The organism is Streptomyces sp. NTH33 (assembly GCF_003236365.1).
GTDB lineage: Bacteria > Actinomycetota > Actinomycetes > Streptomycetales > Streptomycetaceae > Streptomyces.
On sequence record NZ_POTZ01000227.1, the window covers coordinates 1 to 11,363 of the forward strand.

13 protein-coding genes are annotated in these 11,363 nt (G+C 74.8%); 2 read left to right on the plus strand and 11 right to left on the minus strand.

The window, feature by feature from the left end; genetic code table 11:
- The coding region (locus C1I97_RS21180) for a glycoside hydrolase family 3 N-terminal domain-containing protein (protein ID WP_258382669.1) at nt 1–2,271 on the plus strand (2,271 nt) is incomplete at its 5' end.
- Nucleotides 2,272–2,348: 77 nt separating this feature from the next.
- On the opposite strand, the gene C1I97_RS40020 is transcribed toward C1I97_RS21180, so the two are convergent.
- From C1I97_RS40020 to tsaB, 5 genes are all read right to left on the minus strand, one after another.
- Nucleotides 2,349–2,516 carry a hypothetical protein gene (locus C1I97_RS40020; protein ID WP_181446830.1) on the minus strand — a complete coding sequence of 56 codons (168 nt, stop codon included), beginning with the start codon at nt 2,514–2,516 and terminating at the stop codon, nt 2,349–2,351.
- A gap of 225 nt (nt 2,517–2,741) precedes the next feature.
- The gene (locus C1I97_RS21185; RefSeq protein WP_111004798.1) at nt 2,742–3,026 is read right to left on the minus strand and encodes a hypothetical protein; all 285 of its coding nucleotides are present in this window, start codon (nt 3,024–3,026) and stop codon (nt 2,742–2,744) included.
- On the minus strand, nt 3,023–4,135 hold the full coding sequence (gene tsaD / locus C1I97_RS21190; RefSeq protein WP_111004799.1) for a tRNA (adenosine(37)-N6)-threonylcarbamoyltransferase complex transferase subunit TsaD: 1,113 nt from the start codon (nt 4,133–4,135) through the stop codon (nt 3,023–3,025). The genes C1I97_RS21185 and tsaD overlap by 4 nt, the downstream gene beginning before the upstream one ends.
- A complete protein-coding gene (gene rimI / locus C1I97_RS21195; protein ID WP_111004808.1) occupies nt 4,128–4,646 on the minus strand; it encodes a ribosomal protein S18-alanine N-acetyltransferase in 519 nt (172 codons plus the stop codon). The genes tsaD and rimI overlap by 8 nt, the downstream gene beginning before the upstream one ends.
- A 56-nt stretch (nt 4,647–4,702) precedes the next feature.
- The gene (tsaB, locus tag C1I97_RS21200; RefSeq protein WP_111004800.1) at nt 4,703–5,356 is read right to left on the minus strand and encodes a tRNA (adenosine(37)-N6)-threonylcarbamoyltransferase complex dimerization subunit type 1 TsaB; all 654 of its coding nucleotides are present in this window, start codon (nt 5,354–5,356) and stop codon (nt 4,703–4,705) included.
- Nucleotides 5,357–5,468: 112 nt separating this feature from the next.
- Between tsaB and C1I97_RS21205 the strand changes: the two genes are divergently transcribed.
- A complete protein-coding gene (locus C1I97_RS21205) occupies nt 5,469–6,026 on the plus strand; it encodes a hypothetical protein (protein ID WP_181446831.1) in 558 nt (185 codons plus the stop codon).
- Nucleotides 6,027–6,069: 43 nt separating this feature from the next.
- Here C1I97_RS21205 and C1I97_RS21210 read toward each other — a convergent pair whose 3' ends face one another.
- The 6 genes from C1I97_RS21210 to C1I97_RS21235 all read right to left on the minus strand — a co-directional run.
- Nucleotides 6,070–6,255 (minus strand): hypothetical protein, encoded by a 186-nt coding sequence (locus tag C1I97_RS21210; RefSeq protein WP_111004802.1) that lies wholly within the window; start codon nt 6,253–6,255, stop codon nt 6,070–6,072.
- Nucleotides 6,256–6,398: 143 nt separating this feature from the next.
- Nucleotides 6,399–6,920, minus strand: coding sequence for a tRNA (adenosine(37)-N6)-threonylcarbamoyltransferase complex ATPase subunit type 1 TsaE (gene tsaE, locus C1I97_RS21215; protein WP_111004803.1), 522 nt, complete (start codon nt 6,918–6,920; stop codon nt 6,399–6,401).
- Nucleotides 6,886–8,118 (minus strand): alpha/beta fold hydrolase, encoded by a 1,233-nt coding sequence (locus C1I97_RS21220; RefSeq protein ID WP_111004804.1) that lies wholly within the window; start codon nt 8,116–8,118, stop codon nt 6,886–6,888. The genes tsaE and C1I97_RS21220 overlap by 35 nt, the downstream gene beginning before the upstream one ends.
- A 171-nt stretch (nt 8,119–8,289) precedes the next feature.
- Entirely contained in the window at nt 8,290–9,489 is a 1,200-nt protein-coding gene (gene alr, locus C1I97_RS21225; RefSeq protein ID WP_111004805.1) for an alanine racemase, read from the minus strand.
- A 99-nt stretch (nt 9,490–9,588) separates the two neighbouring features.
- The gene (locus C1I97_RS21230; protein WP_111004806.1) at nt 9,589–10,002 is read right to left on the minus strand and encodes a cytidine deaminase family protein; all 414 of its coding nucleotides are present in this window, start codon (nt 10,000–10,002) and stop codon (nt 9,589–9,591) included.
- A gap of 76 nt (nt 10,003–10,078) precedes the next feature.
- A partial coding sequence (locus C1I97_RS21235) for an NAD(P)H-hydrate dehydratase (RefSeq protein WP_111004809.1) occupies nt 10,079–11,363 on the minus strand: 1,285 nt, incomplete at its 5' end.

Genomic DNA, 11,363 nt, shown 5'->3' on the forward strand with positions numbered 1-11,363 from the left:
GACCTGCTCTCCCGGATGACCCTGGAGGAGAAGACCGCCCAGCTCTACGGCGTGTGGGTGGGCGCCTCGACGGACGGCGACGGCGTCGCCCCGCACCAGCAGGCGATGAACACGGACTACGACTGGGACGAGCTGATCACCCTCGGCCTCGGCCAGCTCACCCGCTCCTTCGGCACCGCCCCCGTGGACCCGGCGCTGGGTGCGCAGGCACTGGCCCGCGCCCAGCGCCGGATCGCCGAGGCCGGCCGCTTCGGCATCCCCGCCGTCGCCCACGAGGAGTGCCTGGCCGGCTTCACGGCCTGGGGCGCGACCGCCTACCCGGTCCCCCTGGCCTGGGGCGCCACCTTCGACCCGGCCCTGGTGGAGGAGATGGCCGGCCGCATCGGCCGGGACCTGCGCTCCGTGGGCGTGCACCAGGGCCTGGCCCCGGTCCTGGACGTGGTCCGCGACCCCCGCTGGGGCCGGGTGGAGGAGACCATCGGCGAGGACCCGTACCTGGTCGGCACGATCGGCGCCGCCTACGTGCGGGGCCTGGAGTCGGCGGGGGTCGTCGCCACGCTGAAGCACTTCGCCGGGTACGCCTCCTCCACGGGCGCCCGCAACCTGGCCCCGGTGCGGGCCGGCACCCGGGAGTTCGCCGACATCACGCTCCCGCCCTTCGAGATGGCGCTGCGCGAGGGCGGCGCGCGCTCGGTGATGGCGGCGTACACGGAGACGGACGGCGTCCCGGCCTCCGCGGATCCGCACCTGCTCACCGGACTCCTGCGCGAGCAGTGGGGGTTCACGGGGACGGTGGTCGCCGACTACTTCGGCATCGACTTCCTGCAGACCCTGCACCGGGTCGCCGGCAGCCCGGCGGAGTCCGCCGGTCTGGCCCTGGCCGCCGGTATCGACGTCGAACTGCCGACGGTGAAGTGCTACGGCAAGGACCTGGCGGCGGCGGTGCGCGAGGGCGCGGTCCCTCAGGCGCTGGTGGACCGCGCGGCCCGTCGCGTCCTGCTGCAGAAGTGCGAGCTGGGCCTGCTGGACGAGGACTGGAGCGCCGACGCGCCCGCGGAGCCGGTCGACCTGGACTCGGCGGGCAACCGGGCCGTGGCCCGCCGCCTGGCCGAGGAGTCGGTGGTGCTGCTGGCCAACCCGGACGGCGTCCTGCCCCTCTCCCCCGACACCCGGATCGCGGTGGTGGGCCCGAGGGCGGCGGACGCGCTGGCGATGCTGGGCTGCTACTCCTTCCCCTCCCACGTGGGCACCCAGCACCCCGAGGTGCCCATGGGCATCGAGATCCCCACCCTGCTGGACGCGCTGCGTACGGAACTGCCCGACGCGAAGGTGACGTTCACCGAGGGCTGCGGCGTGTCCGACCCGGACACCTCCGGCTTCGAGGAGGCGGTCGCGCGGGCGCGGGAGGCGGACGTGTGCGTGGCGGTCCTGGGCGACCGGTCGGGCCTGTTCGGCCGGGGCACGTCGGGCGAGGGCTGCGACGTGGCGGACCTGAGCCTGCCCGGTGTCCAGGGCGAGCTGCTGGACGCGCTGGTCGGGACGGGCGTCCCCGTCGTCCTGGTCCTGCTGACCGGGCGGCCCTACGCCCTCGGCCGCTGGGACGGCCGCCTGGGCGCCGCCGTGCAGGCGTTCTTCCCGGGCGAGGAGGGCGGGTCCGCGGTCGCAGGGGTCCTCTCGGGCCGGGTGAACCCCTCGGGCCGGCTCCCGGTGAGCGTGCCGCGCGGGCCGGGGGGCCAGCCGTGGACGTACCTCCAGCCGCCGCTGGGCCTGGCGGGCGAGGCGAGCAGCCTGGACCCGACGCCGCTGTACCCCTTCGGGCACGGGGTGTCGTACACGGCGTTCGCGTGGTCGGACTTCCGGGGGAGCTCTCAGGGCAACGATGTCACCGAGATCGGCACGGACGGCTCGTACGACGTCTCGCTGACCGTCCGCAACACCGGTGACCTGGCCGGTGCGGAGGTCGTGCAGCTGTACCTGCACGACCCGGTGGCGTCGGTGACCCGCCCGGACGTGCGCCTGATCGGCTACGAGCGGCTGGAGCTGGCCGCCGGCGAGTCCCGCCGGGTGACCTTCCGCTTCCACGCGGACCTGTCGGCGTTCACCGGCCGCGAGGGCCGCCGGGTGGTGGAGCCGGGCGCCCTGGAACTGCGCCTGGCCGCCTCGTCCTCGGACGTCCGCCACACCACCCGCCTGACCCTGACGGGCCCGGTGCGGGAGCTGGACCGCGACCGGCGGCTGCGCTGCGAGACGGAGGTCGCGGAGGCGGACTGACCCTCCGGAGGGGAACGGGCAGGAGGCGCCACCGACGGACTCGGTGGCGCCTCCGTGTCATCGGACGGGGTTCGGGGCTACTTCTTTCCGACCCGGGCCAGAACCGCCGTGACGAGCAACCCCACCGCCAGTCCGGTGATCCCCCACGGCGTGCTGGGATGCCGGTCGTTGAGGCGGTAGCCGACATAGCTGAAGGCCACGATGAAGAAGAGCACGGTGACTCCCCAGTACTGCCTCTTCAGCATCTGCCTTCCCTCGGATCAGCGCTTCAGCCGGATGATGCCCGAACGAAAAACCCCGCTCCCGGATCTCCGGGAGCGGGGTTCTGCCGAGCGCTGGGCAGGCCTTGCACCTGCATTTCCCCGCGGGAAGCGGGGCGTCTTTCCTTGGACCACCAACGCATTGCTCGCTGGCCTCTGTTGGCCGCTTGCGTGTGATGATCATAGCGCATCCGGCGGGCGGACGTCACATCAGACGTCCGGGCCGTCCGGGCCGTCCGGGTCCCCACCGACCGACTCGAACCGCCACCGGTGCACCGCCCTCGTCACCAACACACCGTCCGGATCGGGAAGTTCGGGCAGGTCCGCGTCGCACTCCGCGTCCCACCACGTGATCACCAGCACCCGGTCCTGCGGAGCCCGGAAGGTCTCCCGGCGCAGGGGTTCCCGTGCGAGCCGCTGCCGCCGCGCCCAGGCGAGGAGTTCATCCCCCCGGCCCTCGACCGCCCGGGCCTCCCACATCAGCGCCACCGTCACGAGTAGAGGTTCTCCTTGCTGATCTCGTGCACGTGGTCGTGGGTGTGCTCGTGGCCGGCGCCCGGCACGTGCGGCTCCGTCACCGGCAGGGACGAGTCCGCGGACAGGTCCCAGTCCGAGGCCGCCCGCCCCCGGCTGACCATCTCCGCGCCCAGCGCCGCCACCATCGCCCCGTTGTCGGTGCACAGCTTGGGCCGCGGCACCCGCAGCCGGATCCCGGCCGCCTCGCAGCGCTCCTGGGCCAGGGCCCGCAGCCGCGAGTTCGCCGCCACGCCACCGCCGATCATCAGGTGGTCGACGCCCGCGTCACGACAGGCCCGTACGGCCTTGCGGGTGAGTACGTCCACCACCGCCTCCTGGAAGGAGGCCGCCACGTCACGGACCGGGACCTCCTCCCCGGCCGCCCGCCTGGCCTCGATCCAGCGGGCCACCGCCGTCTTCAGACCGGAGAAGGAGAAGTCGTACGCCGGGTCGCGCGGCCCGGTCAGCCCGCGCGGGAAGGCGATCGCCTCCGGGTCGCCCTCCCTGGCGTACCGGTCGATCACCGGCCCGCCGGGAAAGCCCAGGTCCAGCACGCGCGCGATCTTGTCGAAGGCCTCTCCCGCCGCGTCGTCGATCGTCGCGCCCATGGGCCGTACGTCCGAGGTGATGTCCGTGGACAGCAGCAGCGAGGAGTGGCCGCCGCTCACCAGCAGCGCCATCGTCGGCTCCGGCAGCGGGCCGTGCTCCAGCTGGTCCACGCAGATGTGCGAGGCGAGGTGGTTGACGCCGTACAGCGGCTTGCCCAGGGCGTAGGCGTACGCCTTCGCCGCCGAGACGCCCACGAGCAGCGCGCCCGCGAGTCCCGGCCCCGCGGTCACCGCGATGCCGTCCAGGTCCTTCGCGCTCACCCCCGCCTGCTTCAGCGCGCGGTCGATGGTCGGCACCATCGCCTCCAGGTGGGCCCGGGAGGCGACCTCCGGGACCACCCCGCCGAAGCGGGCGTGCTCGTCGACGCTGGAGGCCACGGCGTCGGCCAGGAGCGTCGTGCCGCGGACGATGCCGACGCCGGTCTCGTCGCAGGAGGTCTCGATGCCGAGGACGAGCGGCTCGTCCCTCATGTCAGTCATGGCTCTCGGTTCCTTGTTCACCGTTGGGGGAGGTCGAACCCGCGGCAAAGCCGCCGTCGGACGCTGTGGACAGGCGCATCACCAGGGCGTCCACGCTCCCCGGCTGGTAGTAGCCGCGCCGGACGCCGATCGGCTCGAAGCCGAAGCGCTCGTAGAGCTTCTGCGCGCGCACGTTGTCCACCCGGCACTCGAGCATCACCTCGACGCACTCGAAGGCGGTCGCCGCCCGCAGCAGCTCGGTCAGCAGCCGGGACCCGAGCCCGGTGCCCCAGTGGTCCCGGGCGACGGCGATGGTCTGCACGTCCCCTTGCCCACCGGAGGCGACCAGCCCGGCGTACCCGACGATCCGGCCGGCCGACTCCCCGGGGACCTCCGCGACCACGTACCGCCGGGTCGCCTCCGGCCCCCGGGCGTGCGCCAGCTCGGACCAGAACATGCCCCGGGACCAGGCGTCCTCCGGGAACAGGTCCTTCTCCAGCTCCATCACCGGCTCGATGTCCCACCAGCGCATCTCGCGCAGTACGGGCTCCGCCGGTCCGGTCGTCGTCCGTTCCGTCGCTCGTCCCGTCACTTCGGGGTGACCACCTTGTAGTTCTTGGGCACCTGGGCGTCCGGCCGGCGCAGGTACAGCGGCCGGGGCGCGGGCAGCTCCTCGCCTGCGGCCAGCCGCTCGGCGGCCAGCGAGGCGAGGGCGGCGGCCGACACGTGCTCGGGCTCGTGCGCCTGCGGGAAGGTGTCGGGGTACAGCAGCGCGCCCGCGCCGACCGCGGGCAGGCCGCCGACCTCGTCGGCGATGTCGGCGGGCCGGTCGACGGCCGGGCCGGTCACGCGGGTGCGGGAGTCGGCGTAGCGGGCCCAGTAGACCTCCTTGCGGCGGGCGTCGGTCGCCACGACGAAGGGGCCGGGGACGTCGGCCGCGTAGGCGAGGCCGTCGAGCGTGCACACGCCGTACACGGGGACACCGAGGGCGAGCCCGAAGGTGTCGGCGGTCATCAGCCCGACGCGCAGCCCGGTGTACGGGCCCGGGCCGACGCCGGCCACGATGCCCGTGACGGCGTCCAGCTTGAGCCCGGCCTCGGCGAGCACCCGGTCGACGGCCGGCAGCAGGAGCTCTCCGTGCCGGCGCGCGTCCACCTGGCTGGAGGAGGCGATGACGGCCGTACCGTCGTGCAGCGCGACGGTGACGGCGGGGGTGGCGGTATCCAGAGCGAGCAAGAGCACGCAAACAGCCTACGGCTCCGGCGGGCCCCGCACCGCCGCCCCGGAGGGACGGTTTCCGGCTGTTAACGTCGCCGTGAGGCAGCTCGTACGACCGACGCAGAGGTGGGCGACCGTGGCAAGGAGCAGCTCGGGATGCGTGGCCGGGCTCACCGCCGCGGCCCTCGCCGCGGTCGGCCTCCTCGCCTACCAGGCGCAGGCGAACGTTCCGCAGAGCCTGCGCGGCGGCCCCGGCGCCACGGCGACGCCCGCGGCGAGCACCGCCAAGGCGTTCCGGGACGAGCTGCACCCCACCGCCCTGCCCGGCGGGTCGGGCACCGGTGAGCGGGTCGTGTACTCGCTGGACGACGACCGGGTGTGGCTGGTCGGGGCGGACGGCAGGGTCCGGCACACCTTCGGGGTCCGCCCCGGCAGCGTCGACCCGGCCCCGGGGACCTACGCCGTCACGTCCCGTTCGAAGGCGGTCGTCGGGACCGACGGCGTCCCCGTCGAGCACGTCGTGCGCTTCACCGGCGTGGGCGAGGTCGCGATCGGCTTCAGCGCGGCCTTGGACGGCTCCACGCCGGTACCCGACCCGGCGGTGAGGACCGGCGGCATCCGTGAGTCGCGGGCGGACGGCGAGGCGATGTGGATGTTCGCGACGATCGGGCAGAAGGTCGTCGTCATCCGGTAGAGCACGCCCGGAGAGCACGCCCGGAGCACGTCATCCGATGGAGTTACGCCGCTCGACGGTGCTCCTCCACCGTCCGGGGGTCCGCCGGCTCCGGGGCGCGCGGCGGCCGGGAGACCGCCTCCGCGGCGGCGCAGGAGGCCAGCAGGTCCCGCATGGACACACCGCCCACCGCATACGGCCGCGGCTCCGACCGCCGACGCCGCTGCTCGTTGTTCTCCATGGCAGACATGGACGCCTCCTCGGGCCGGGGGCGGACGTAGTTAGGCACACCTAACTACGAGCTGGATACCATGTGACCACGCCGGACGTGCCCGGCGCAAGGACGTGCCGACGTGCTGTCGGAAAGTTCACGCGAGGGACCGCACGCGGGGCTCAGGCGGTCAGCACACCCAGGTCGGCGCAGGCCCACCGGTCCCCGATCCCGGTCACCGTCACGTGCCGCACCTCGTCCGTGGTGTCGCCGACGGCCCGGTGGATCAGGACCTGCAGCCGCTCGTCGGTCAGCTCCTCGACCTTGCCCTCGCCCCACTCCACGACGACGACCGAGTCCGGCAGCGACACGTCGAGGTCCAGGTCCTCCATCTCGTCCAGCCCGCCGGACAGCCGGTAGGCGTCGACGTGGACGAGCGGCGGGCCGTCGCCGAGCGGCGGGTGCACGCGGGCGATCACGAAGGTCGGGGAGGTGACGGCGCCGCGTACGCCCATGCCCTCGCCGAGCCCGCGGGTCAGCGTGGTCTTGCCCGCGCCGAGCTCCCCGCTGAGCATCACGAGGTCGCCGGCGCGCAGCAGCTTGGCGAGACGGCGGCCGAGCTCCCGCATCTGTTCCGGGGAGTTGACGGTGATCTCGACGGAGACGGGGTCAGCCGGGGTGGGCGGTGCCGCTGGTGCTTCCATACTTGCCCACGGTAGTGCCTGCCGGGACCGCGCCCGCGCGGGTGAGCAGGTCGGCGAGGCGGTCGGTGACGAGCTCCGGGTGCTCCAGGATCACCAGGTGCCCGGCGTCCGGGACCAGCACCAGCTCCGCGTCCGGGAGCAGGTCGGCGATCGCCTCGCTGTGCTCGCTGGGCGTGACCAGGTCCTGCACCCCGGCCAGGACGAGCACCGGCATGTCCTGGAACAGGGCCAGTGCCTCGGTCTTGTCGTGGTCGGTGAAGGCCGGGTAGAACTCGGCGACCACGTCGATCGGCGTGCTCTCGATCATCCGCTCGGCGAACCGGGCGACGGCCGGGTCGATGTCCCGGCCGGCGAACGAGTACCGCTTGATGATCCCGGCGAACAGGTCCGCGGTGGCCCGCCGCCCCCTCTCCACCAGCTCGGCCCGCTGCCCGAGCGCCTTCAGCACCCCGGGCAGGACCCGGCGCACCGCGTTGACGCCGGCCACCGGCAGCCCGAAGTTGACCTCGCCGAGCCGCCCGGAGGACGTGCCGACGAAGGCGGTGGCGACGACCCGCTCGCGGACCAGCTCGGGGTACTGCTCGGCGAAGGCCATCACGGTCATGCCGCCCATGGAGTGCCCGACCAGCACGATCGGCCCCTCGGGCGCGGCGGCGTCGATCACGGCCTTCAGGTCGCGGCCCAGCTGGTCGATGCTCAGCGGCACGCCCTCGCGCGTCTGGGCGACGCCCCGCCCGGAACGGCCGTGGCTGCGCTGGTCCCAGTGCACGGTCCGTACGACGCCGCGCAGCGCCGCGCGCTGGAAGTGCCAGGAGTCCTGGCTGAGGCAGTAGCCGTGGCTGAAGACGACGGTGACGGGGGCGGGGGCCTTGCGGCCGAAGAGCCGGCGGCGGCGCGGGCCGAGGTCCACGGCCGCGTCGGGGTCGATGTCGTCGACCTCGTAGTGGAGCTCGGTGCCGTCGTCGGCCAGGGCCCGGCCGGGGGTGCCGCGCAGGGCGCCGTAGGGGCCCGCCGAGTCCAGGGCGAGCCGGGCCTTCCTGCGTATGCCGCGGCCGACGGTCATCCGCTCTATGGCGACGCCGGCCGCCGCGCCCGCCGCCACCACGCCTATCGCGGCGCCCGCGATGCCGGTCGCCCTGCGCCAGCCGCCGGCCGCCTCCGCGGCGGAGGCGACGGCCTGCGCACTGCTCTCGCTCACGTACCGCTCCTCCGTGTGCCGTACTGCTGTTCGCTCGGTGAGGTGAAAGGTAGCGCCGGTTCCAGCGGCGCCGGTTCCAGCGGTGCCGGTTCCGGTGGTGCCGGTTACGGTGGTGCCCGCTCCGGACGCGCGGCGGCCGGGCTTCCGCGCCGGCTGTCCGCGCCCGTCGCCCTACACGCCGTGCTGCCCGCCGTGCTCCCGGTCCGTCCCCTCGTTCACATAGACGCGGGGAACACGCGTTCCGATGCGCGTGACGATCTCGTACGCGATGGTGCCGGCGGCCTGGGCCCAGTCCTCGGCGGTGGGCTCGCCCCGGTCGCCGGGACCGAAGAGCACGGCCTCGGAGCCGATCTCGGGCTCGTCGCCGCCCAGGTCGACCACGAACTGGTCCATGGCGACCCGGCCAGCGACCGTACGCCACTTGCCGCCGACCAGGACCGGCCCGGAGCCGGAGGCGTGGCGCGGGACGCCGTCCGCGTAGCCGACGGGCACGAGTCCGAGGGTGGTCTCGCCCGGGGTGACGTAGTGGTGCCCGTAGCTGATCCCGTGCCCCCCGGGTACGTGCTTGACCAGGGCCAACGAGGCGGTCAGGGTCATGGCGGGGCGCAGCCCGAAGTCGGCCGGAGCGCCGATCTCGGCGCTGGGCGAGACGCCGTAGAGGGCGATTCCGGCGCGTACGAGGTCGAAGTGGGTCTCGGGGAGGGTGAGCGCGGCGGGCGAGTTGGCGATGTGCCGCACCTCGGGGCGCACGCCCCGCTGTTCGGCGTGGGCGACCATCTCGCGGAAGCGGTCGAGCTGGGCGGCGATGGAGGGGTGCCCCGGCTCGTCGGCGCAGGCGAAGTGGGACCACAGCCCGGTGACGCGGATCAGCCCCTCGGCCTCGGCGCGCAGGGCCTCGGCGACGAGGCCGGGCCAGTCGGCGGGCTGGCAGCCGTTGCGTCCGAGGCCGGTGTCGGCCTTCAGCTGCACGCGTGCCGGGCGGCCGGCGCGGCGGGCGGCCTCCCGGACCTCCGCCAGGGCCCACATCCCGCCCACGGACACGTCGAGGTCGGCCTCGACGGCCTCCCGCCAGGGCCCGCCAGGCGTCCACAGCCAGCACATGATCCGCACCCGCTCGGGCGACAGCCCGGCCGCCCGCAGGGCGAGGGCCTCCTCCGGCGTGGCGGTGCCGAGCCAGGTCGCCCCGGCGGCGACGGCCGCGCGGGCGCACGGAACGGCGCCGTGGCCGTACGCGTCGGACTTCACCACGGCCATGAGCGCCGCGCCGGGCGCCCGCTCGCGCATGGCCCGCGCGTTGGCGCGCACGGCGGCCAGATCGATCTCGGCGCGGGTGCGCAGCGGTGCCGTTCGCGGATGTGCTGTCTCGTTCATCGCGCCCCAGTCTCTCAGAGGGGCCCCGCGGCCCCTCCGCACCGGGGCGCGCAGCGGACGAGTGCGGGGGGATGCCCGCCGTCGTTCCCGGTCCGGAGATCAGTCGGCGCTGCTCCGGTGGTCGGCCCAGACGTAGATTTCGGGAAGCAGGTCGGTGACGGGCACGGTCCGGGTGTCGTCGCCGTTTCCGACGACGACCCGCAGGGCCGGGAAGTAGTCGGCGAGCACCTGACGGCACCGGCCGCACGGGGGGAGGACCCCGCGTCCGCGGTCGCCCACGGCGACGACCGTGTCCAGTTCGTACACGCCCTGGGCGGCCGCCGCGCCGATCAGGACCAGTTCGGCGCACGGGCCTCCGGTGAAGTGGTAGGCGTTCACGGCGGTGACGATCCGCCCGTCCCGGGCGCGGCCCGCCGCGGCCACGGTGTGGTGGTCGCCCCGGCAACGGGTGCGGGCGACCTGGGCCGCGGCCTCGACGAGTTCGTGGTCGACCTGGCCGGTCTGTGTGGTCAACGGATCCGCCTCCTTCGGGTGTCAGGCGAAAACGGCGGACGTTGCGCGGCGACGCAAACGCATATCGACGAGGGCGCTACCGCCCGGCCCGGTCGCGTACGTCCCGCCACGCCCGGTCGCGTACGTCCCGCCACGCCCGGGGGATGGTCTCCGCCACGTCGTGGGCGCCGGTCGGGGCGCCGTGGGCGGCGAAGCGGCCGGCGAGGCCGTGCAGGTAGGCGGCCACGCTGCCGGCGTCGCGGGCGGTCAGGCCGGCCGCCAGCAGGGAGCCGGCCAGGCCCGACAGCACGTCACCGCTGCCGGCCGTGGCGAGCCACGGGGTACCGGTCGGGTTGACGCGTACGGGACCGCCGTCCGGGTCGGCGACGAGGGTGGTCGAGCCCTTGAGGAGGACGGTCGCCCGGTAGCGGGCGGCGAGCTCGCGCACGGAGGACAGCCGCGCGCCCTCGACCTGCTCGCGGGCCACGCCGAGCAGGGCGGCGGCCTCTCCGGCGTGCGGGGTCATCAGGGTGGGGGCGGTACGGGCGCGTACGGCGTCGCAGGCGGCGAGGCGCAGCCCGTCCGCGTCGATCAGTACGGGTACGTCCGTGTCCAGCACCTCGGCGACGGTCGCCGCGTCGTCCCCGGCGCCCGGTCCCACCACCCACGCCTGCACGCGCCCCGCCTTGTGCGGCCCCTGGTCGGACACCAGCGTCTCCGGGAAGCGGGCGATCACGGCCTGCCCGGCCGGGCCGACGTACCGCACCGCGCCCGCCCCGCCGCGCAGCGCACCCGAGACGGCCAGCACGGCCGCGCCCGGGTAGCGGGCCGAGCCCGCCGCGACGCCGACGACACCGCGCCGGTACTTGTCGCTCTCGAAGACCGGCAGCGGCAGCAGCCCGGCCACGTCGGCGTGCTGCAACGCCTCCAGCTCGGGTTCGGCGGGCAGTTCCGGGGCGAGGCCGATGTCGACGAGCCGGACCGTACCGGCGTACTCGCGCGCCGGGTCGACGAGCAGTCCCGGCTTGTGCGTGCCGAAGGTGACGGTCAGGTCGGCGCGGACGGCGGCGCCGAGCACCTCTCCGGAGTCCGCCTCGACCCCGCTCGGCAGGTCCACGGCGACCACGGCCGCCCGCGAGCGCGCCGCGCGCTCGGCCAGCGGTGCGGCGTCGGGCCGCAGACCGCCCTTGCCGCCGATGCCGACGATGCCGTCGACGACGAGGTCGGCCCGGTCGATCGCGGCCTCGGCGGCACCGTCCGCCCGGGCCACGCTCCCGCCCGCCCGGCGCAGCGCGGCGAGGCCGCCGGGGTGCGCGTGATCGGGCGCCAGCAGCACGGCGACCACCCCGGCCCCGCGCCGCGCTGCGCCGGGCGGGCGGGAG